At 35.1% G+C, this 23107-nt stretch carries 21 protein-coding genes and 1 tRNA gene; 7 read left to right on the top strand and 15 right to left on the bottom strand.

All coding sequences use genetic code 11. From position 1 onward, the window contains the following. Positions 1 to 200: 200 nt before the first annotated feature. The 7 genes from PQO00_RS00800 to PQO00_RS00770 form a co-directional block, all read right to left on the bottom strand. Positions 201 to 1634, bottom strand: coding sequence for a DUF3526 domain-containing protein (locus PQO00_RS00800; protein WP_274182914.1), 1434 nt, complete (start codon positions 1632 to 1634; stop codon positions 201 to 203). Between the two features lies 1 nt (position 1635). Continuing rightward, positions 1636 to 3042 carry a DUF3526 domain-containing protein gene (locus tag PQO00_RS00795; RefSeq protein WP_274182913.1) on the bottom strand — a complete coding sequence of 469 codons (1407 nt, stop codon included), beginning with the start codon at positions 3040 to 3042 and terminating at the stop codon, positions 1636 to 1638. A 9-nt stretch (positions 3043 to 3051) separates the two neighbouring features. Continuing rightward, positions 3052 to 3753, bottom strand: a complete 702-nt coding sequence (locus PQO00_RS00790; protein WP_274182912.1) for an ABC transporter ATP-binding protein — start codon at positions 3751 to 3753, stop codon at positions 3052 to 3054. A gap of 671 nt (positions 3754 to 4424) precedes the next feature. Next, positions 4425 to 5219 carry a DUF1853 family protein gene (locus PQO00_RS00785; protein WP_274182911.1) on the bottom strand — a complete coding sequence of 265 codons (795 nt, stop codon included), beginning with the start codon at positions 5217 to 5219 and terminating at the stop codon, positions 4425 to 4427. A 24-nt stretch (positions 5220 to 5243) separates the two neighbouring features. Beyond that, on the bottom strand, positions 5244 to 6140 hold the full coding sequence (locus tag PQO00_RS00780; protein ID WP_274182910.1) for a metallophosphoesterase family protein: 897 nt from the start codon (positions 6138 to 6140) through the stop codon (positions 5244 to 5246). Positions 6141 to 6269: 129 nt separating this feature from the next. Continuing rightward, a complete protein-coding gene (locus tag PQO00_RS00775; protein WP_274182909.1) occupies positions 6270 to 7448 on the bottom strand; it encodes an acyl-CoA dehydrogenase family protein in 1179 nt (392 codons plus the stop codon). 108 nt (positions 7449 to 7556) lie between these two features. Next, the gene (locus PQO00_RS00770) at positions 7557 to 8321 is read right to left on the bottom strand and encodes a tRNA1(Val) (adenine(37)-N6)-methyltransferase (RefSeq protein ID WP_274182908.1); all 765 of its coding nucleotides are present in this window, start codon (positions 8319 to 8321) and stop codon (positions 7557 to 7559) included. A gap of 140 nt (positions 8322 to 8461) precedes the next feature. On the opposite strand from PQO00_RS00770, the gene PQO00_RS00765 reads away from it, so the two are divergent. Continuing rightward, the gene (locus PQO00_RS00765) at positions 8462 to 8911 is read left to right on the top strand and encodes a hypothetical protein (RefSeq protein ID WP_274182907.1); all 450 of its coding nucleotides are present in this window, start codon (positions 8462 to 8464) and stop codon (positions 8909 to 8911) included. A gap of 17 nt (positions 8912 to 8928) precedes the next feature. Here the strand turns inward: PQO00_RS00765 and rimM are convergent, their stop codons facing one another. From rimM to PQO00_RS00750, 3 genes are all read right to left on the bottom strand, one after another. After that, positions 8929 to 9453 carry a ribosome maturation factor RimM gene (gene rimM / locus PQO00_RS00760; protein ID WP_274182906.1) on the bottom strand — a complete coding sequence of 175 codons (525 nt, stop codon included), beginning with the start codon at positions 9451 to 9453 and terminating at the stop codon, positions 8929 to 8931. Positions 9454 to 9643: 190 nt separating this feature from the next. Further along, positions 9644 to 10216 (bottom strand): 30S ribosomal protein S16, encoded by a 573-nt coding sequence (locus tag PQO00_RS00755; protein ID WP_274182905.1) that lies wholly within the window; start codon positions 10214 to 10216, stop codon positions 9644 to 9646. Between the two features lie 84 nt (positions 10217 to 10300). Next, a complete protein-coding gene (locus PQO00_RS00750; RefSeq protein WP_274182904.1) occupies positions 10301 to 11362 on the bottom strand; it encodes a lactonase family protein in 1062 nt (353 codons plus the stop codon). Positions 11363 to 11850: 488 nt separating this feature from the next. Between PQO00_RS00750 and PQO00_RS00745 the strand changes: the two genes are divergently transcribed. Continuing rightward, positions 11851 to 12300: a PA2169 family four-helix-bundle protein gene (locus tag PQO00_RS00745; protein WP_274183203.1), complete on the top strand. Its 450-nt coding sequence runs from the start codon at positions 11851 to 11853 to the stop codon at positions 12298 to 12300. 207 nt (positions 12301 to 12507) lie between these two features. Then, positions 12508 to 16896, top strand: coding sequence for a DNA polymerase III subunit alpha (dnaE, locus tag PQO00_RS00740; protein ID WP_274182903.1), 4389 nt, complete (start codon positions 12508 to 12510; stop codon positions 16894 to 16896). Positions 16897 to 17298: 402 nt separating this feature from the next. On the opposite strand, the gene PQO00_RS00735 is transcribed toward dnaE, so the two are convergent. The 3 genes from PQO00_RS00735 to PQO00_RS00725 all read right to left on the bottom strand — a co-directional run bounded on the left by PQO00_RS00735 (position 17299) and on the right by PQO00_RS00725 (position 18555). After that, entirely contained in the window at positions 17299 to 17673 is a 375-nt protein-coding gene (locus PQO00_RS00735) for a hypothetical protein (RefSeq protein WP_274182902.1), read from the bottom strand. A 131-nt stretch (positions 17674 to 17804) separates the two neighbouring features. Continuing rightward, a complete protein-coding gene (locus PQO00_RS00730; protein WP_274182901.1) occupies positions 17805 to 18134 on the bottom strand; it encodes a helix-turn-helix transcriptional regulator in 330 nt (109 codons plus the stop codon). Next, entirely contained in the window at positions 18124 to 18555 is a 432-nt protein-coding gene (locus PQO00_RS00725) for an SRPBCC domain-containing protein (protein ID WP_274182900.1), read from the bottom strand. The genes PQO00_RS00730 and PQO00_RS00725 overlap by 11 nt, the downstream gene beginning before the upstream one ends. Before the next feature lie 312 nt (positions 18556 to 18867). Here PQO00_RS00725 and trxA point away from each other — a divergent pair, with 312 nt between their 5' ends. The 4 genes from trxA to PQO00_RS00705 all read left to right on the top strand — a co-directional run bounded on the left by trxA (position 18868) and on the right by PQO00_RS00705 (position 21267). Continuing rightward, positions 18868 to 19185 (top strand): thioredoxin, encoded by a 318-nt coding sequence (gene trxA, locus PQO00_RS00720; protein ID WP_274182899.1) that lies wholly within the window; start codon positions 18868 to 18870, stop codon positions 19183 to 19185. Between the two features lie 81 nt (positions 19186 to 19266). After that, positions 19267 to 19812, top strand: a complete 546-nt coding sequence (locus tag PQO00_RS00715; RefSeq protein WP_274182898.1) for a ClpP family protease — start codon at positions 19267 to 19269, stop codon at positions 19810 to 19812. 160 nt (positions 19813 to 19972) lie between these two features. Then, positions 19973 to 20902: a DUF58 domain-containing protein gene (locus PQO00_RS00710; protein WP_274182897.1), complete on the top strand. Its 930-nt coding sequence runs from the start codon at positions 19973 to 19975 to the stop codon at positions 20900 to 20902. Positions 20903 to 21193: 291 nt separating this feature from the next. Next, positions 21194 to 21267 (top strand) — tRNA-Asp (locus tag PQO00_RS00705). A 129-nt stretch (positions 21268 to 21396) separates the two neighbouring features. Here PQO00_RS00705 and PQO00_RS00700 read toward each other — a convergent pair. Together PQO00_RS00700 and PQO00_RS00695 are read right to left on the bottom strand one after the other, a co-directional pair. Continuing rightward, the gene (locus tag PQO00_RS00700) at positions 21397 to 22659 is read right to left on the bottom strand and encodes a type II toxin-antitoxin system HipA family toxin (protein WP_274182896.1); all 1263 of its coding nucleotides are present in this window, start codon (positions 22657 to 22659) and stop codon (positions 21397 to 21399) included. After that, the gene (locus PQO00_RS00695; protein ID WP_274182895.1) at positions 22659 to 22979 is read right to left on the bottom strand and encodes a helix-turn-helix domain-containing protein; all 321 of its coding nucleotides are present in this window, start codon (positions 22977 to 22979) and stop codon (positions 22659 to 22661) included. Before PQO00_RS00695 ends, PQO00_RS00700 begins: the two co-directional genes overlap by 1 nt. Positions 22980 to 23107: the final 128 nt, after the last annotated feature.

Raw genomic sequence — 23107 nt, 5'->3', positions numbered from 1 at the left:
CAGTACAGGCTATAGTGAAGAATCTTATAGTTTTTTAAATCTATATATTATGTTTTTAAGAGATTCATAACAGCTTCTCAGCTACCTTCAAAACAAAATATATTTTGTTTCTCGGTAATATTCAGAATGACACTTTTCAGACAGCCTTTTTTTTAATTTATTAAAATTGCCAACCTATTTTAGGACGACTCAGTCCAAATCTAATTGTTTAAAATAGCAATTCCTTTTTGTAATCGCTTTTTAAATAGAAATACAGCCAATAAGCCAATAAGGACACAAAGTATAAGCTCTATGACTATATGCTTACCAATACCATTTAACTTTAAAGGTTTATAGGTGAATTTTGGTAAGGTACGATAGTCTTTTGTTGTAAAAGGCTGCTTATTATATAGCATAAAGATTAAATGGTTTCTCCAATGTTTAGAAAATGCCAAAGCTTGATTTTTAAAATTTTGATAATCAGCAGTAGAATTCCCAGAAATACGATTCATTTCTTTATTAATGACTAAAGAAGGTGATAGCCATGTCCATTTTTTAACCCAAGATTGTTGCGCTTCAAGTTGTTCGTCATATAAAGAGAATAAGGGGTTTATTTCTTGAGCAACTAAATCTAAGCTTGCCATATATTTATGCCAGAAAGTATAGTTCCCTTTGTCTTCTTCTTTTGACGCTAATTCGGGATGATCTCTTAAATAATGATCTAACACCTTATCTTGTTTTTTAGAAACATCCACTTTTAATGTTCGCATAGTATTTACCATTTTGTTCCTGGAAGGTATGGGGTAAATGCTATGCGCTATTTGGTTTATGGAAGAGGGGATTAATAATACAAAAAACACCCATAAGCCAATTAAAAACACCGCATTTTTAGCAGAAGAACTACCCAGCAGATTAATTAAAAACGATAGGGAAAACCAAAACAGTATATACACCAATATAAGTCCTAGTAACCAGATAAATTGAATTTGGGCAAGGTCAATGTTATTAATTAAAAATGAGATCACCAATGCAACAATCACAATTTGGCTTAGCCAAAAAAAGCGGAGTAGCATTTTTTGAAATATCCATTTATAAATAGAAACAGGTTGTGATGCTAATAGGCGAAGCGCTCCACGCTCTTTTTCAGCCGATAGAATATTGTATGAAAAAGCAATAATGAGCAAAGGCAACAAATAAATAATTACAAATGTAAGATCAAAACTTCCAAATAATAACTGTATAGAACTTGTCATTTCAGTAAAATCAATACCAAAATCGTCGTCAACCGTTATAGGCATAATAACATCGGTAAAAATATCACTTTGACCAATGGCGATAGCGCTCATACCGTTTGGTGTCATGGTTACTGCTCTGGGATGTTGATAGCCTATGGCCATAGGTGTATTGGGAATATTTCTAAAACTGGTTTTAACTTCCAGCCCCTTTTCCACAGAATCTAAAAGTTTGAGCATATTAGCATCACTCAGCTCTGTTTTTGTTTCAATATTTGTTATTTCCTTTATGCGCTTTTGTGTTCTGGAATTTCCGTTAAATGCTGCAAAGGCAAACGTTATAACAAGTAATAAGCCAAGAATTGGCAGCCACTTGTTACGGATAAGTAATTTAAGCTCGTATGTAAAATTATAAGAAAGCATATTATATTTTTTTAGTTGAAGTAAATAACAATATCGCAGATAAAATCACCCAAAAAATCAAAAGAAACATATTCGTTTTTTGATGATTTATAACAGTACTTAATCCTACTGGTGTATAAGTGAAATTGGGAAGTGTTTTCCAAAAATCGGCATCAGCTCTATATCCCCGTTCACCATATTTGGAATTATTCATGTTATTGTCATTTAAAAACTTTTGTGTTTTTATTCTATAAGCTTCGGCTGCTTCGGCAAAAGCCATATGGCTTTCATAATCTGTACCTGCAATTCCCATAGACAAAAATCTTGCAGGTAGAAAAGGAGAGATAAAAGCTAAGGCCTTATAGGTATTTGCCTGATTAGAGAATTGCTGTTTCAGCTTACTATATTCTTTAAAATAGACTTCGGCTTCATGCTCTTCTCCTTTTTGCATAATGTAACCACTAAAATTAAAAGGAAGTTCAGATACATGACTTACATTGTGTTCTTTTAGTAGTTTAGCTTCTAGGGCTTTAGATTCTTTGCTCCAAGGGTTATGCCCATTTAAACCACCTTTTTTAGCTTGATTTAATTGACTCAAAAATGTCTGTTTTGTTGGGTAAGGATAATTTAATTCGGCAATATTTGAAGCTGTTTTTGGTGCTATAAAGCAGCTTATAATCCAAAATGATAAAGCACTTACTAAGGATATACCAGAACGTTTTGTTATGGCAGAAATCAACAAAACTATTTGGGTAAAAACCAGATAGTAAAGTAAATAAACTACGTAAAGAGAAAATAATCTTGCCCAGTTAAAAGCACCATAATCTTTTAAGAAAGATAAAATAATACCAGCGACAAGGAATAGTATGCCACAAATGATAAATACAGGAATGTAAACTGCGATTAATTTCGCTATGGTAAGTTTTAGGTTAGAAATACCTTGACTTTTTAGCAAAACATCTGTCCCTCCTTCTTTTTCTTTAGTGAAGCTATTATAGCCAATAATGATAATAAGTAAAGGCATCACAAATAATAAAATAAACTCTGGGGTCAATTCACCAAATCTTGATAGTCCGGTTTGGTCTCCCGCGGCAGAATATTGTGCTTCATTTCTTGAGTGTGCTTCTAAAAAAATAGAGACACCTTCATATTTATCAACGCCTTGGTCTAATAAAGCCAAGGCATTTTTAGGTTTAAATACATAGTTCCCAAAGTGTGCGGCAGAGTGCGGGTTTTTCTCCCCTTGGTTGTCCCATATATTGCGCTCTGTACTTTGAGAGGCTTTGTATTGTTCGTTTGTGTTTTTATATTGGTTAATTCCTATAGCCACAGCTACCGTAATTAAAAGAAGTACAAGTAGTGCCGAAAACTGAAACCTCCCATCTCTAAAGATCTCTTTTAATTCTTTTATAATCGTTTTGCGTATCATAAAACAAGTTTAATAGTTCATAGTTTCCAGATAGTGTTTTTCCAGTTCAGAGAGCGATAATTGATCTGCTACAAATTGATGTTGTATCACTCCATGCCTCATAATACCAATATGAGTAGCGATTTCTTTAGCTCTGAATATGTCGTGTGTAGCCATTAAAATAGCTACGCCCTTTTGTTTTAATTTTTTTAAAAGCATTCCAAATTCGTTACTCGCTTTTGGGTCTAATCCCGAAGTAGGCTCGTCTAGCAATAATAATTTTGCGTCTTTAGCCAACGCAATAGCTATGCCCACTTTTTGGCGCATCCCTTTAGAAAATGCTTTTATTTTTTTGTTGAAGGCGTCTTGTTGGAGTCCAGCTTCTTGTAGAAAGACTTCCATCTCGCTTTTGGTTAATACCTTGCCTGCTATTCCTGAAAAATAATCAAGATTTTCCAATGCCGATAATGTGGGATATAGCATGAGGTTTTCCGGTATGTATGCCAGGTATTTTTTGGTTTCCAAAGGTTGCTTGGTAACATCAATATTATTGATTAAAGCAGTTCCTGAAGAAGGCTGAATGAAGTTGAGTAGCAAATTTATAGTCGTGCTTTTACCAGCACCATTAGCGCCTAATAAGCAGTATATTTCTCCTTGTTTTATATTTAAGTTTAAATTGTTCAAGGCGGTGAAATCACCATATTTTTTTGTAAGATCTGTGGTTACAATCATAGTTAATAAATTAAGTGTATCTTAATAAAAGCCTTATAGGTAGTATAAAGCCATGCCCTATAAGGGAAGTGTATATAAAGTGTTTTTTTAAGTGTTCCTAAGAACTAATATCATTTACACCTTGGATTTACACAATAAAATGCACCTTTTTGCACTACATTTCGTTGTAAAAATAAAACAGAGCGAAGGCTATGCTTAATTTTATGCCTCATCTATCACAAAAAATATCATTTTCTTTTTGTGTAAATTCAAAGTATACCTGGTATAAAAGGAACAGGAGGGGGTTTGTTAAAAAAATAATCGGTTATAATTGTTTTTTTAACAACTCTGGGAATGTCGATATTAATTTTCCCCTTATGGTCGGGAGTGTTATACACTATTACAGGTGAAGAGGGGTGGGCAAGATAAAAAGGTTCCTCTTGCTGGGCAACAAGAATACAATATTCACATTCAATAGGATCACTTTCGTCACTATCAAAAAAGTGAGTGAAAACGTGAAAATTAACAGTGTTTACTAGGAGTATAGCTCCTAATAAACAGCTAATTAAAATATTTTTAGGCTGGTACTTCACAATGCTAAAATATTGTTTTTTTCTAAGTGCTCTAAGATTGATTTGCCTAAATATTTGTTAATAATTTTTTATTCGAAAAAATGATCTTTAAAAACATATTTACCACCAGACCAAGAATACTTTTTTTAATGTGCCGTTTTTAAATTTCACCCAGCATAATGGAGAAAATTGCCGTTCAAAATAATCTTTAGCGATGGCTTCAAACTCGTTAAAGTTCACCCATTTAACGTTTGCGTGAGGCATTATTAGCCAATCTTTCTTTTTTGGTATATAAAACTTGCAATCATTAAAGAGGTCTAGCTGATTTTTGTTGATATAGAAACCAGCAATACAATCTGTATTTAGTGTTTTAAGTGGCATGTCCTGATTTGAAAAAGGAACAAATAATTGTGCTTTAAAATAGACTTGTTGCGAAATGGCTTCCGATTTTAAATGGAGAGTTTCCAGATAGGTTTTACATGTTTCGGAATATAAAAGAGGTAGTTGTTTATCTTTTAGTTTGGTGAGCTTTTCGTTTAAGGAATCCTTTCTGTTAGGGCCAATAAAATGGTCAATTTCAGTGGTTCCCATTGAGATGTCGTACAGGTAGAACTTATAAATAATTTCTAAATGAATGGGTTTATTGTTTTTAAGCAGTAAACAATCTAATTCACCTAAGGTTGTTTTATTATGTTGAATTTGTATGTTTTCGGCTATAATGGACATATTCTCATGCTGCTCTAATTCAAAGGAAACAAACCGTTCAATGTATTTCCCTAAACGTAATTTTTCATCAATAGCAATATCAATTTTATGAGGTTTAGAAATGATCTTGAATTGATTTAAATTCGAAATAATATCACTTTCCCATAAAAAAGGAGTATTTAAAAAGCCTATATATCTTTTTTGGAGCATGAGCCTGGTAAGCGATAGAATTAATTATTCGGTTTTATAGTCGATCAACTTTCTGGGACCTTCGAGTAACACCCGTACAATTTGTAGCGTGCCATCATCCTTAGTGGCAATTTGCCACTTAATTAACGAGATTTCACCGTTTTCAATTTCAATGCCGGTAATACTTCGAGGGTGTACACAGCTACCATCATTAAAAAAAGCAATATCCCCAGGCTCGGGAAAGCGGGGCCTATGCGTATGACCCACAATGGTTAATAAATTATGGTTCTCGATAATCCATCTTTTAGTTCTGCGTTCTACTTTTATAAGTTCTTTGTAGTTCTTAGCAGGGCTTGTTGGATCTGCGATCCCCATAACATTTAAGGGTTTCCAGAGAACACGTACCATAAATCGGCTCCATTTCCAAAACAAAAAATTCCACCAATCTGCCTGATGGCCATGAGTTAAAAATAATTCTTGTGCAGTTGTACGGTGTTTTAAAACAATGCCTTCGTGATACTTAATATTTTTAAAAAGCTCAACATCTTCTCCGGTTTTAGGATCAAAATAAGTGGACAAATGTTCTTTAACATAATCTGGATCTCTGTATACCATATCGTGATTTCCCCAAATCATATGCAGTCTATTTGCTTTGTGAAACAATTTCATAAGCATATACACATTTTTATGTGCGTTTAAAATAGCGCTAAAAGAAATGTTTTCCCAGAGCTCATCACCATCACCAATTTCGCAATATTGAAAACCTTCTGCGTAATAGTGCTTTAGGGCATGAAAATAAATATTTCTGTTGTTGGCAAAATCGTCTGCAAAACTATTATCCCCTCTATGGCAATCACTAAAAAGTATAAACTTGCTGTCATCATCAAAGTCGATGATCTTAGCAGTTGCATAAGCCTTATCTAATCTGGTTCTTGAAGACATAGGGTAAATGTAAATAAATTTCAATAAAAAATGCTTCCCAATTTGAGAAGCATTTTATGAATTTTATTTTCACAATGATTTACCGGCCTGTTAGCCAACCGAGTGAAATAATTAAATAAGCTTTAGGCTTTATTTAAAAGCATTTAAACCAGTAATATCCATACCTGTAATAAGCAAATGTATATCGTGTGTCCCTTCATAAGTAATCACGCTCTCTAAATTCATGGAGTGGCGCATAATGCTGTATTCTCCTGTAATGCCCATACCACCAAGCATTTGCCTGGCTTCTCGAGCAATGTTTATGGCCATATCCACATTATTGCGCTTTGCCATGGATATTTGTGCCGAAGTCGCTTTACCATCATTGCGTAAAACACCAAGTCTCCAAGTTAATAGCTGTGCCTTGGTAATCTCTGTAATCATTTCTGCCAATTTTTTTTGTTGTAATTGAAACTGGCCAATAGGCTTTCCAAATTGAATACGCTCTTTGCTATATCGAAGTGCGGTGTCATAACAATCCATTGCAGCGCCAATAGCCCCCCAAGCAATCCCATAACGCGCCGAGTCTAAACATCCAAGTGGCGCTCCTAAACCAGATTTATTAGGCAACAAATTCTCTTTTGGTACTTTAACATTATCGAAAATAAGTTCACCAGTTGCCGAAGCGCGCAGCGACCATTTATTATGGGTTTCTGGCGTTGTAAAACCTTCCATGCCGCGCTCAATAATTAAACCATGTATGCGTCCCGTGTCGTCTTTTGCCCAAACAACCGCTATTTGAGCAAATGGCGCATTGCTAATCCACATTTTGGCACCATTTAAAAGATAATGGTCGCCCATATCCTTAAAATTTGTAACCATACCCCCTGGGTTACTTCCATGGTCAGGTTCTGTTAAACCAAAACAGCCAACCCATTCGCCACTAGCCAATTTTGGTAAATATTTTTGACGTTGCTCTTCGTTACCATATTTCCAAATAGGATACATAACCAATGAAGACTGTACTGAAGCCGTACTTCTTATCCCAGAATCTCCACGTTCTATTTCCTGCATGATTAAACCATAAGAAATTTGATCTAATCCAGCACCACCATATTCCATAGGTATGTATGGTCCAAAAGCACCTATTTCTGCTAATCCATTAATGATTTGTGTTGGAAATTCTGCTTTTTGCGCATAGTCTTCAATAATTGGAGAGACTTCACGTTTTACCCATTCACGAGCAGCATCACGTATTAATTTATGTTCATCTGTAAGTAACTCATCAAGATTATAATAATCGGGAGCTTCGAATAGGTCTGGTCGCATAAAAACTAAATTTAAGTATGTTTTAAAATCAAATTATTAATAAAAGCACGCTCTTTTTATTAATTCAATATCTAAGGACTCAAATTTAATTAATTCATATCGATTCGATTACATTTTCAAATAAAAATCTTTAGTAAGATTTATATAGTCTTTGGTGTATAGGTGTCTTGATGTTTCAATGATTAAGCAATTAACTTTTAGATCGCTTTCCTGTGTGTTTGAAGGTACAGCGCAGAAGGAAAATTCAATTAAACTTCTCTTAATTTTTGAGGAAGGCGTTCCTTTTATATGTAGTATTCTTTTTGGAGTAAGTTTGAAATTTGAAGCTAAATCAATTAGTGTCTTTTCCTCTTTAAATGGGATGATTACTGAAAATATACCATTTTCTGACAATAATTTTGACACGCTTTCAATTAAATGCCCAAAGGGCATGGCATCGTAAAATCGTGCCGTTTTTCGTGCGTTAGACATTAACGTATCTTCTTCAGAAGAAGCTGGTGAAGCCAGAGAGGGAGAAAAAAAAGGCGGATTACAAATGATGAGGTCGTAGGTGTCGTCTATCTCATCGACAAATTCTTCAAGTGCAGCATGGTAGCAGAATAATCGATCTCCCCACGGGGATCGTTCAAAATTATCAACGCATTGTTCATAAGCACGATCATCAATTTCAATGGCATCAATAATTTCTGCATGGCTTCGTTGTGCTAACATAAGCGATAAAATACCTGTGCCAGCTCCAATATCCAATATTGAAAACGGTTGCTCTTTAATAGATGTCCAAGCACCAAGTAAAACACCATCAGTGCCAATTTTCATAGCACATTGTTCCTGATTTACAGAAAATTGTTTAAAAATAAAGGGATTTTTAGACATGAAATGGTGTTTGAAATTTTGAGTAATAGTATAAAAATGATAACTTGAAGCAAAATTATAAAAGTATATAAAATTAATACTAAATATATCCGTTTAGTTTATAGCTAACGTATATAAAAATATTAGCTTATTTTAACAGAATGAAAAGAGAAAATAAAATTATAGTGAAGTTGAACGACGTCATTTTAATGAATGAGGTCATTGAAAAAATCTACACAAAAGCATACGAAAAAAATTCCAACATAAAAATAAAAGCTCTTTTAAAGGAAAAAAGTATAGAACGATGCAACTTTGGTAAAATGTTGCAAAAGGAAATTAAAAAGCTTGATGCTTCTGTTGAAGATTCAATAATGTCAAAAAGACGCTATCATCTTTATATGAAAAGTTTTAACAATTTATTACAGTGGGAGAATAATAGGGAATTATTAAATGGCATTTATAAAATTGAGCTGTTATGTATAGAAAAATATAATGAATTACTTAAGCAAATGAATCTGTCTTTATCACTTTGTAGATTATTGATAAAACAACAGGATCATGTTCAATATGGGTTACGGTTAATAAAAGAAGAATTGACCCAGGTTGCTTAGTTTGTTTAGGTAAAATTTTACAGATACAAGTCTATTAATCCTTCTGTGGTCTCCACAATAATAGTTTTATTTTCTCTATCCACCTTTACTATAAATTCATCATTCATAGGAATTAAAATTTCGATACCATTTCTGTCTATTTCAAAAAGCGATTGTGCAGTCGAATCGTTTATAGCTTTTATGGTGCCTACTTTTCCGTAATTGACGTCTTCAACAGTAAAACCAATCACCTCATGGAAATAGAATTTATTACCTTCAAGTTTGGGAAGTAAGTCGAGGGGTAAATATAAATCGCTTTTCATTATAGCATCTGCATCTGCTTCTTCATCAACATCTTCAAATTTAATACGTAATAATTCTGATTTATGAAGCTGTGAGCGCTCAATAAAAAATGGGACGAGATTATTTCTTAAGTTTAAAAAAATGGCATCTAAATTCTCATAAAGTTCAGGTTGATCTGTATCAAGTTTAGCTAAAACTTCACCTTTAAAACTATATTTTTTTACAATTTTACCTAAGTAAAAACAATCTTCTTTTCGCATGACGAATGATTTTGTCATTCCCACGAACCTGCCTGTCGGCAGACAGGGGTGGGAATCTTTTTAAAATTTATCTCTAAGCCTCATGAGATTCCCACGAAGGTGGGAATTATTTAGTCAAACTTGTAAAAGTTTGACTAAATAAAAAACTCCGATAAAAATATCGGAGTTTAAAAGTATAAAAAAATCTTTTTTATTCTTCTTCTTTTGCTGTTGGAGTTTCTTCAGCTACAGCTTCAGTTGTTTCTTCAACAACCTCTTCTGCAGTTTCAGTAGTTGCTTCAGCTTCCGCTTCTTCAGCAACTTCCTCTTCAACAACAGGAGCAGCTGCAGCAATACGAGCTTCATTAGCAGCTTTCTCTGCTTCAAAAGCTTTTGCTTTAGCGTCTGCTTCTGCTTTAGCTAAATCATCAGTTTTAGCATTAACTTTGCTTTCTTTTTCTTCTACCCAAGCAGTAAATTTAGCTTCTGCTTGCTCTTCGGTCAAAGCACCTTTTCTAACACCACCTGCTAGGTGATTTTTTAGTAAAGCCCCTTTGTAAGATAAAATAGCTTTGGCTGTATCAGTTGGTTGTGCACCATTCTGTAACCATTGTACCGCACCATCAATATTTAAATCTATGGTTGCTGGGTTTGTGTTTGGATCGTAAGCACCTAATTTTTCTAGGTATTTACCATCTCTTTTTGAACGTGCATCTGCTGCTACGATCCAGTAGTAAGGCTTTCCTTTTTTACCGTGTCTTTGTAATCTAATCTTTACTGGCATAATAATTAATTATTTGAGGTTCTCGACCTCGGTTATTAATGAGGGCGCAAAGATACTATATTTTTTTAATTATCAGTCATTTGTTTAGAATAATAAACATACGGGAGACGGTATCTCAACTGAATGTAAAAAGTTGAGTTTTCCTGTAGCCCCATCAATCTTAAAAACGGAAATATTGTGGCTTTTTTGATTGGCAACTAATAAAAATCGCCCTGTAGGGTCCAGGGTAAAGTTTCTAGGCCAATCACCATGAACACGAATGTTTTGAATTTTGTTAAGCTTTCCAGAAGTTATATCTCTTTTAAAAACAACAATGGAGTTTTCGCCACGGTTTGAGCCATATAAAAACTGCTCGTCTTTAGATAGATGAATATCGGCGCAGTAGCTTTTTTCTTTAAAAGCATCGGCTAATGTAGAAACAGTTTCAATAAACTCAAATCCGTTTTTTGTTTTTTTAGCCGAAGTAATCGTGCTTGAAAGTTCGTTTATAATGTAAATGAACTTACCGTCTTTTGTTAAGGAAAAATGCCTAGGACCAGCATTATTTTCCATTTTCACAATGGAAGGTGAAACTAATTTATAGTTATTGTTAGATAATTGGTAGTTAAAAACGGCATTAAGACCTAAATCTGCTACATATAAGTCCTCATTGAAAAACTGAGCAGAATGCACATGCGAAATAAGACTATCGGTTTTATGGTTTATTACCTGAAACGCCTCGTTTAAAATACCATTATTTTCAACAGTATGTAAAGAAAAATTTCCACCAGTATAATTTGAAACTACTGCTTTATCACCTTGTTTATTAATGGTAACATGACAGGGGTGTGCCCCTTGAGTACTAACTTTGTTTATTAATGTTAGGGTTTTGTCGTCCTCAACTTTAAAAGCAGATATCGTTCCATTTTCATTTTCATTAACGGCATAAATATGGTTTTTATCGGGCGAATAGCTTATAAATGATGGGTTTTCAGAAGTTGTGGCTAATTGTTTTTTATTTAATTCACCTGTTTCAGAATTAAATTCAAATTGATAGATGCCTTCACTGTCTTCGTCTGTATAGGTTCCTACATATAAAGATGTACTTGGGTTTGTACAATTCAATAAACATATAGTAAGGCATAGCAAGGGTAATTTAAAAGTCATTATAAAATGTTTTTAGCCTCTAAAGTAGAATAATTTTATAGAACAGTAAAAAAGTAAGTTTTGTTTAAAACTGTTTATAGCTTTCTTTGTCTGGACGGATCGTGTTTTTTGAAAAAAACAAGTGTTTTGCCCAAATAATTAGGCTACGATTGATTTAATTTTAAAGTCAATTTAGGATCCATAACAAAATATTTACGTACAGATATATACGTATTAGATTAATGTTTAGGTATTTAGATTCCCGTTTTCACGGGAATGACAAGCTCAACGGAAACCCTGCCTTTGCTGGCAGGCCCGAGGCAGAGCCTCGAGGAATTCTTTTCGATTAAAAAAAATTAATTTGAATTTGTTAATGTCTCTTAAATTCATCATAAACCATGTTAAATTGCTTGACAAAAGCGCTTTTTTTATGTATGTTATAGTATAATGATGTGAAACAATACGCATCTTTAAAGAATTTATTGAAATTTAAAAATGAAAATGATATTATGAATTACAGTGAAGAAATTTCAAACAAGTTAAACGAATTATTGGTTAAAAATTATGATGCCGAAAAAGGGTATTTAAATGCTGCTGAAAATGTAGATAGTCCGACATTAAAAATTTTTTTTAAACGAAGAGCTTCAGAACGAAGCGAGTTTGCCAAAGATTTAAGAACCGAAATTTTGCGTTATGGTGAAGTTCCGGAAGATTCTGGAAGTTTTAAAGGTATAGTACACAGAAATTGGATGCGTTTAAAGTCGCTTTTTACATCGAATGATGATGAAACTATTTTAGAAGAAGCCATTAGGGGTGAACAAGCCAGTCTTGAAGAATACGATGGGATTTTAAAAGATAGAACTTTGCCGCCAAGTATTGATACGATGTTGTTTAATCAACGAAATGCTATTCAAGCAGCAATAAACACAGAAAAAGTACATGAAGAGCTAGTTTCATAAAAGTTGACTGGTTTTGGTTAAGAGAAGCGCAACCCATCCGATAGCTATCGGATGGGTTGTATTTTTTGTTTACAACTCTTCAAAACTTCACTTTAAAAAAGTATAAATTCTATGTACTTTTATACACTTCGTTTTTACTTAAAACGAATACACTTTTTTATTAATTGACTAAAAAATCCCTTCCTTTGGGGAGGTTAGGCGGGGCTTATGTACTTAATTTTCGATACAGAAACTACTGGATTACCAAAACGCTGGGATGCACCCATTACGGATACCGATAATTGGCCCAGATGTATACAAATCGCATGGCAACTACACGATGCCATGGGGAATTGTATCGACCATCAAGATTATTTGGTGAAACCTGAAGGTTTTAATATTCCTTATGATGCCGAGAAAATTCATGGTATTTCTACCGAATTAGCTCAAGAACAAGGGGTGCCGTTAGCCGAGGTTTTAGAAAAATTTAATGACGCTTTAAGTAAAACCAAATTTGTTGTTGGTCAAAATGTAAAGTTCGACCTAAACATCATGGGTGCCGAATTTGTTCGTGGCGATGTTTCTAATCCGTTACAGGAACTACCTGTTTTAGATACCTGTACAGAACATACGGCAAGCCTATGCCAGATACCAGGAGGACGTTATGGTAAATTTAAATTGCCAACGTTAACCGAGTTGCACGAGTTTTTATTTAAAACCCCTTTTGCTGAAGCCCATAATGCCACAGCCGATGTGGAGGCAACCACACGTTGCTTTTTCGAGCTGGTTCGTTTGGGAGAGTATACTAAAGAGCAGCTTGATGTAGAACCTGATTATTTTCAGAATTTTAACGAAGCCAATCCAAAGGAAATTGAGCTTATTAACTTAAAGCACGTTAACCTTAAACAGGAAAGTGCTAAAATTCGAAAACGCCTTCAAAGTCTTAAACAAAAAACGATTTCTACTGAGGATATTAAGCAAAATATATCCGATATGGCAGATGCTGGTTTTGTTCATCTCCACAATCATTCACAGTTTTCTGTATTACAGTCCACCATGAGCGTTGGTGACATAGTGGATGCTGCTGCCTCTCATAATATGTCTGCTGTAGCGCTTACCGATCATGCGAATATGATGGGAGCATTCCACTTTATTAATGCCGTAAACAGAAAAAATAGCAGCATAAAGGCAAACATCGCTGAAGCTGAGGAAAAAGGAGCGGTTTCAGAAGAGCAACTTATAAAACCAATTGTAGGGTGTGAGTTTTTTGTGTGTGAAAACCATCAGGATAAATCAAGAAAAGATAATGGGTACCAGGTGGTATTGATAGCAAAAAACAAAAATGGCTATCATAATCTTGCAAAACTATCGTCGCATGCTTTCGTTAATGGGTTTTACTATGTTCCTAGAATAGATAAAAAACTAATACAGGAATATAAGGAAGATATTATAGTGCTAACGGGGAGTCTATATGGAGAAATCCCAAGTAAAGTGCTCAATATTGGTGAAAAACAAGCCGAAGAAGCATTGCTATGGTGGAAAAATGAATTTGGAGGCGACTTGTATGTAGAGCTGATGCGCCATAATCAGGAAGATGAAAATCGCGTCAATCCAACGTTGATAGCCTTGGCTAAAAAACATGACGTAAAATTAGTTGCAACCAATAATACTTACTACCAGAAACAAGAAGATGCCAATGCGCATGATATTTTATTATGTGTAAAGGATGGCGAAAAACAAGCCACTCCTATTGGTAGAGGCAGGGGCTACCGTTATGGGCTTCCCAATCAGGAATACTATTTTAAGTCTTCTGAAGAAATGAAACAATTGTTTCATGATCAACCAGATGCCATTTTAAACATTAAGGAGCTTGTAGATAAAATTGAAGGGTTTCAGCTTGCAAGAGATGTTCTTTTGCCGGCTTTCGACATCCCCGATAAATTTAAACATGAAGAAGATCTGGTAGATGGTGGAAAACGTGGTGAGAATGCCTATTTAAGACATTTAACGTTTGAAGGTGCCAAAAAACGTTATGGGGAACCGCTTAGTGAAGAAGTGGTCGAACGATTAGATTTCGAATTAAGCGTTATAGAAAATACAGGATATCCAGGGTATTTCTTAATTGTAGAGGATTTTATTCGAGAAGCCCGGAAGATGGATGTATCTGTAGGTCCAGGGCGTGGTTCGGCTGCCGGATCGGTGGCAGCCTATTGTTTGTGGATTACGAACATAGATCCCATGAAGTATGATTTACTTTTTGAGCGTTTCTTGAATCCGGACCGTATTAGTATGCCAGATATTGATATTGATTTTGATGATGAAGGTAGAAGCCGTGTTATGGACTATGTAATTAATAAGTACGGTGCCAATCAGGTAGCGCAAATCATTACTTATGGTACCATGGCTGCTAAGTCGTCCATTAGAGATACAGCTCGTGTATTGGATTTGCCTTTGTTTGATGCTGATAGAATCGCAAAATTAATTCCCAATATGTCTAAACTCAGTAAAATTTTTGGTTTAGACGAAAAGGGACTAGCAAGTAAGTTTAGGGCAGAAGAATTAGAAAAAGTCAATGAACTTTTAAATATTTCTGAGGGTTCTGGTTTAGAGGCAGAGACGGTCAATACAGCGAGAGCTTTAGAAGGTTCTGTAAGGAATACAGGAATTCACGCATGTGGGGTTATAATAACGCCTGACGATATTACAAAGTTTGTCCCTGTATCGGTAGCTAAAGATTCCGACTTATACGTTACACAGTTTGATAACTCGGTTGTAGAGGATGCGGGTTTGTTAAAAATGGATTTCTTAGGGTTAAAAACGCTGACCCTAATTAAAGATACCGTTAAAATTGTAAAAGCAAAACATAATATTTTGCTGGATCCTGAGACTTTTCCTTTAGATGATGAAAAAACATATGCTTTATTTCAACGTGGAGAAACTGTTGGGGTATTCCAATATGAATCTCCTGGTATGCAAAAACACCTCAGGGATTTAAAACCTACGGTGTTTGAAGATTTAATTGCCATGAATGCTTTATACCGCCCAGGGCCTATGGAATATATTCCGAGCTTTGTTAGAAGAAAACATGGTGATGAAGATATTGAGTACGACTTACCAGCGATGGAGGAGTACTTAAAAGAAACATACGGTATTACAGTATACCAGGAGCAGGTCATGCTGCTTTCCCAAAAACTGGCTGGGTTTACAAAAGGTGAAGCCGACGTATTGCGTAAGGCGATGGGGAAAAAACAAATTGCGGTACTGGATAAAATGAAACCAAAGTTTGTAGAACAGGCGAGTGCAAACGGGCATGATGCTAAAGTATTAGAAAAAGTTTGGAAAGATTGGGAAGCTTTTGCAAGTTACGCCTTTAACAAATCCCACTCTACATGTTATGCGTGGATAGCTTACCAAACAGCCTATTTGAAGGCACATTATCCTGCAGAATATATGGCAGCGGTATTATCTAACAATATGAACGATATAAAACAGGTTACTTTCTTTATGGAAGAATGTAAACGGATGAAATTGGATGTATTGGGGCCAGATGTTAACGAATCGTATTATAAATTTTCTGTAAATCAGGATAATGCCGTACGTTTTGGTATGGGAGCTATTAAAGGGGTTGGCCATGGTGCGGTAAAGACTATAGTTGATAAAAGAAAAGATGATGGGCCCTATAAATCCATATTCGATTTAGCGAAACGAATCGATTTAAGGGCAGCCAATAAAAAAGCTTTTGAAAACTTAGCTTTAGCCGGCGGGTTTGATTGTTTTGAAAATACACATCGCGCACAGTATTTTCATAAAGAAGGAGATGGTATTACCTTTTTAGAAAAGGCTGTTAAATATGGAAACAAGCACCAAGAAAATGAGAACTCATCACAGGTGAGTTTATTTGGAGCAACGAGCGATGTGCAAATAGCAGAACCAGAAGTGCCACCATGTGAAGAGTGGGGGACTATGGAGAAACTGGCTCAAGAACGTGAAGTTGTTGGTGTTTATATTTCTGGACATCCTTTAGATGATTTTAAAACTGAAATGAAAACGTTTTGCAATGGCACTATAGCCATGTTTAACAACTTAGAACCTTATGTAAACAGGGAAATTGTTTTTGGAGGTGTGGTGACCGATGTACAACATCGTGTTAGTAAACAAGGAAAAGGATGGGGGCTTTTTACTGTAGAAGATTATACAGATAGTTTTGAATTTAGGATTTTTGGTGAAGAATATTTAAAGTTCCGGCACTTTTTAATGAAGAATAATTTTGTATTTGTAAAAACGTTTGTTCGTGAAGGTTGGGTTAATAAAGATACAGGTAAAAAGAGCGATCCAAGATTGCAGTTTAATAGTTTTCAATTACTGCAGGATGTTATGGAAAATTATGCTAAGAAATTATCCATTCAGCTTAATATTAAAGATTTGCACGAAGAAAGTATTTTGTGTTTAAAAGAATTGTTGCAAATGCACCCTGGAAATCAGGCATTAAATTTCATAGTTTACGATATTAAGGAAAAACTAAAACTACATATGCCCAGTAGAAGGCAAAAGGTTAAGGTGTCCCAGGAATTACTTAGTGAATTAGAGAGTCGGGATGTGATGTTTAAGCTAAACTAAATCCCTGCGACCTGTGCTGAACTTGTTTCAGTAAAGCAGGGATCTCATGACTATGAAAAAAATAATATGCTATCATGTGATAGTATTTTTGATTTTAGAAACCATATTCTTTTTCTCTTCAGGGACCTTATTAAATCAATAGCTCCCGAAATTAAAAACGTCATATTATGGATTTATTTAAATCTATTTGGAATTACTTTTCTTTTTGTTAATGGATCATGCTTAAAAGCTGTGTTTAGGCAAAAGTTTTAGTCGATCTGAAAAGAAGACCTGCGATTGACCTATCCTGGTTTAACCCTCCTAAATTTCGACTTTGTCGAAATTATCCTCCTTTTCAAAACTACTGTGTGTACACAAATAATGCACAAAAAAAAGATTAGACACGAATGGCACAAATTTTCACTAATTATTCTGTCTATTGACAGATTTCAAGCCTATATAGTCTAGGGATTCATATTCATGCCGTGTCCAATCTATTCCATAATGTATTGGATTTGTGTGAATTTGTGCCATTCGTGTCTTTTTTATAGATGTGTACTCTCGGTAGTTTTCAAAAGGGAGGAACAAGTCCGATTTGTTTTTTCGGGTATTGTTTTTAATTTTGCCCCACATGTTGATTCTTAAATTTAAGAGGAGATGAATTTCAATTTTAAGCTTAAAATTGGAAGAAAGAGGTGTTTTACTTTTATGGTGCGCTCTCGGTATACTTGGACTATCTGGATTTACCTTGAAGTGGTTATTATGAACTTGGTCATGGCTCGTTATAAATGATTTCATACCGCATATCGCACACAACTTTTGTTCTGTGATCCCAAAAAAATATTTGTTTAGAGCTAGCACTAACTTCTAATTGATTTTTGTAGTGCTTATCTCCATCCTGAAATGCTATTAATCTAGCACCAGCACCCCTATCCATTTTTTGGTGTGTTTAAATAATTCTCCAGATCTTGTAATGAGTGATCCCAAAATTGTGAGTAAAATTGAACCCAATTGCTTACCTCTTTTAAAGGTTTTGCATTGGCATAACAAAAACGTTCTCTTCCAATGGCGTTTATATTTACCAAACCAGCTTCTTCGAGTGTCTTAATATGTTTGGTGACACCTTGCCTACTAATATCAAATTGACTGGATATTTGTGTAATGGATAGCGCAGAGGTAGCAATAACCAAGGCGTGAAAAATATCACGCCTCGTTGGATCTGCAATGGCTTTAAAAAGTTTGGTTATTTTATCCTGCATTGACTAATTGTTTTAAGTAATCCGTTAGTCCGCTTATACAGCCATCCCAACCACCGTTAAAGCTTTCAAACATTTTTACAGCGGTCTCACCTTCGTAATTGGAAATGCCCGAGTGTTCCAGATATAATTTAGTGCCATCTTCCGTAGATTCTAGTTCCCAAGTTACTGTAGTTTCTACTTTCGTATCGGCAACTATCCAAGTATAAACTAATTTATAAGGATCAGATTCTTTAACTTCTCCACTAATGGTTGTGCAACCTTTTTCATTAGGTTCTGAAGTAAAGGTATATTGATACCCTTTTTCAGCTTTAAAATCAGCTTGAATAAACCATGCAGATATTTCTTCGGCTTTTGAAATGGCATTCCATACTTTGTCTATGGGTTGCTTGAATACTTTTTCTTTTTTAATAACATCATTCATAATAAGTTCGATTTTTAATTGATATGCAACTTTATGGTTGCTAAACTAAGCTAAATATTTTTAATACGCAACTTTTTGGTTGCCTAATAAGGATCCGAGATCGAGTGGTTTTGGTGTAATGATTTGAAAATGATTGACTTGATATGTTTTTGAGAGGGTTGTTTTTTAGGAAGTTAATAGGTGTACTCGACTATAATAGTGCTAAATAATACTGGTATAGATAAAACAAATTGTTACATTGTAAGCTTTAGGAAATATTTTGACTAATTTTGTGTCATTAAAAATAAGATTAAGAATTAAAATATAAATATTATGGCATTAGAAATAACAGATGCAACGTTTGAAGAAACGGTATTAAAAAGTGACAAACCCGTATTGGTTGATTTTTGGGCTGCTTGGTGTGGACCTTGTAGAATGGTTGGACCAATTATTGAGGAAATTAGTGGAGAATATGAAGGTAAAGCTGTTGTTGGTAAAGTAGATGTAGATGCAAACCAAGAATTTGCTGCAAAATATGGTGTACGTAATATTCCTACTGTTTTGGTTTTTAAAGATGGGGAAGTTGTTGGAAGACAAGTAGGCGTAGCTCCAAAAAATACATATACTGAAGCGATAGACTCGCATTTATAATTGATATTTTAAAAGAAAATTGAAAAGGTTTGTCATTATGGCAAACCTTTTTTTATTTTAGATGCAAATAAAAAAACAAATATGAGTGAACAAATAAAAGTACAAAATGCTATTGATAGCAAATTATTAGAAGAACGTAAAGTGTTTTTGTGGGGACAAGTTGATGATGATTCTGCTAAGCACGTTATAGAACGCTTATTGTATTTAGATGCGTTAGAAACAAAGGATATTCATTTATATATTAACAGCCCTGGAGGTTATGTGACTTCTGGTTTTGCTGTTTACGATTGTATGAAATCCTTAAAAAGTAATGTATCAACGATTTGTACAGGGTTTGCAGCATCTATGGGTTCTATAATATTGTCTGCCGGAGAAAAAGGAAAACGTTTTATACAACCACATGCGCGGGTTATGATCCACCAACCAAGTGGGGGTGCCCGTGGGCAAGCGAGCGATATAGAGATTACTGCAAAGGAAATTATAATTACCAAAGAATTAAGTGCGCAAATATTAGCGGATAATTGCGGGCAAACCTTTGATAAAATAATGAAGGACTTTAATCGTGACCATTGGATGGGAGCCGAAGAATCTGTCGCTTATGGTATTGTTGATGAAATAGCCTCCTAATCCCCGAAGGGGAAACTCTTAGGTATGTATTTAAGAGTGGGCTGTGGAAATTAATTATTAATTTTTTAAAATGTAGAGTTGCCAAGTAGATTATTTTTCTTTTGGGAGAAGTTAGGCGAGGCAATTCTTCCCTTTAGGGTGAGGCTAGGTAGGGCTTATTATGAATTTACAACACGAACTTAATAAAGCTGATGGTTTTAAAAACCTCGAACTACTTGCAAAACAAGTCGTAGAAGGTTTTATTGCGGGCATGCATAAAAGTCCATTTCATGGTTTTTCTGCCGAATTTGCCGAACATAAAATTTATAATCAAGGGGAGAGCACTCGTCATATAGATTGGAAACTATTTGCTAAAACGGATAAGCTTTATACCAAGCGCTATGATGACGAAACTAATTTACGTTGTCATATCATTATAGATAACAGTAGTTCTATGCACTATCCAAAAATGGACGCGTTCTCTATTAATAGTTTAAATAAAATAGGGTTTTCGGTTTTGGCTTCAGCGTCTTTAATGCATATTTTAAAAAAGCAACGGGATGCTGTTGGTTTAAGTATTTATAGTGATGATTACGATTACTATGCGCCAGAAAAAGGCAGTGAGCGCCACCATCAAATGCTGTTAAACCATTTGAGCGATGCCGTGGTTTCTAAACCCTTAAATAAAGAAACAGAAACCTATAAATACCTACATGAAATAGCGGAAAAGATTCATAGGCGTTCTATGATCTTTTTGTTTACCGATATGTTTCAAACCTCTAAAGATGCCGTGAAACTATTTGAAGCATTACGTCATTTAAAATATAACAAGCACGAAGTGATTTTGTTTCATGTATTTGATAAAGAAAAAGAATTAACTTTTAATTTTGATAACAAGCCCAAGCGTTTTATTGATGTAGAAACAGGTGAGCATATTAATTTATATGCAGATACTATAAAAGACAGTTATAAAAATGCCGTGGGTGATTATTTTGAGGCTTTACGTTTAAAGTGCGCGCAATACAAGATTAAATATGTTGAGGCCGACATTAATAAAGATTTTAATAACATTCTTACAACATACATGATAGAACGTCAAAAATTTGTATAGATTCTACAGCAGTTTATTAGTTCTCGTCTATTGTGTGGGAAAGATTTCGAAGCAAGGCATTCAAAATAGATCGTAGAACGACGCCTTTGTCGTGGCAGGCTAATCCCGCTTTTTTAGCGTAATGCCGTGATCTTTGGGGATTTTAGAGTCCAGACCTGCCTTGGGATTTAATCCCTTGTTATCTTGAGAAAAGCCCCGAAGCATTCTTTTTTAAAAGAATATATAAAAAAATCAAAAAAACGTTTGACATATAAAAAAAGGCGTGTATATTTGCAACCGCAATAAAGCAACGGTCTGGTAGTTCAGTTGGTTAGAATGTCGCCCTGTCACGGCGAAGGTCGCGGGTTCGAGTCCCGTCCAGACCGCGAAATTGCTAAAAAGCCCTAAGAAATTAGGGCTTTTTTGGCAATAAATACGACGTTGTGTTGTTCCCGAATTTTTCTGGATTTAAAATGCTATTATTTTATAGCAAGAAATATTATTTATTAAATATTTTAATACTTAAATGCATTTTTCATTAATTCCATTTCATTTCTTGGAATACCTAAATCCGTCGCTAGTTGTTGCCACCGACCTACATTCTGTTCAATTGTACTGATAATAGCATTGGCTTCTTTTTCTTTTAACCGAAAATAAGGAGCGACTTCCCGTACTAGGTCTATGTCCAAAGCATTGTTGTTTTCTGAAATATTAAGTTTTAGCCCCGTACCGTTAGGGGTTGGGTTGATATCATAAGCCGGTGAAAGTATCCAACCAGAATCCGTTAACAGAAATCCGTGATTGCGAAGGTGGTCATCCGTATTGGAAACACAAACATTGAACGCAATACGTCTCCATAATTTCTTGAGATCATTATCAACATCAGCCCCATTCCGCATTAAAAATTCCAGGAGTTCTAAATAACTGACCCCGTCTTGATAGTCCGTTCCGTCTGTATATCCCAATAGGGTCATTGCAGAGGCAAAATGGATACGGGTACCATCGATCTTCCTATCAAAGCGTTGTGTTAAAAAGGTATGTTGGTGATGCGAAAATTTTTGTATTCTTGATGGTGCCATATCAATTCCGGATTGAATGGCAAGCCGATACGCTAGCATTTCCCACGCGCCCATATCCTGCCCATCATTTTGGCTTGGAAATTTAGCAATCCACAAACTACCATCAGTGTCCTGTATATTTGCCTTAGGTCTTGCGCCTCCTAATGAGGATCCAGGTGCCATTAGCATATTGAGCCATTTTAGGTATTCCGGATTATCAGGGGCATCTTCTTTCTCTAGCTGTAAGCTGGCAAATTCAAGATCTCTAAGAGCAGCGAAAGGCGGTGCTGCCATAGCTTCATTGTCATCTAAAAAAGCACCGTTCTGTACTGTTTTAAAACGAAGTCCTCCCATTCGGTTATGGTCGTAAACCCCTAGTAGATAATCCAACTCCATTAAGGTTTTGGGGCGTCGATCTTCTTTTCTGGCTTTGGCAGCCTCTTTGCGCATCATTAGCACCCGTCCCCATCGATCAGGTGAGGAATCCAGGAAAATACCGAAATTAGATTTCTCATCATTGAGGTACTGGGGGCCTTCGAATAATTGTAGATCTGGATCTATGATCTGGGCATAATCCGATTGTAACCATCCTTTATCATACTCAAAGGAAAATATTTCTTTCCCTCTAGATAGCGTGGCATATAAACTCCCCATTAACAATGGAGCTTCAATGCCATCCCAATGCGCATATACAAATATTTCTTTTCGTTCCAGTACCATTATTTCTTGGTATTTTTTGGGCCGCGTTCCTTTATGATTAGAGCGGCATCCTGTATTTTTCTGCCCAATACATCATCGTCGGCCAAAAGCAATACATCCTTCTCCAGCCCTAATACTAATAAAACTTGGAGAATAATACCTAAAGAAATGGAAGGACTTCCTTTTTCCAGGGAAGAAAGTGTGGGACGGGAAATCCCTGCTCGTTCTGAAACCTGATCCATCGTTAGTTTCCTGCGTAAGCGTGCTAACTTAATATTTTCTCCCACTGCTTGTAAAAGCTTCTTATTTTTAGGCAGTAATATAATACTGTTTCTAGACATAACGTTAAATATATTTTACAAATATAACTAAAAAAGTAAATAGTATTTTACGTTATTACAATAAATAATATAGTGAACTTGATTTTTGTCCCAAAAAAACACTTTTTTTGGGACAATTGAATTTGTTG

The organism is Flavivirga sp. 57AJ16 (assembly GCF_028736925.1).
In the GTDB taxonomy this organism is placed as follows: Bacteria; Bacteroidota; Bacteroidia; order Flavobacteriales; family Flavobacteriaceae; genus Flavivirga.
This window is presented reverse-complemented; position numbering and strand designations above follow the sequence as displayed.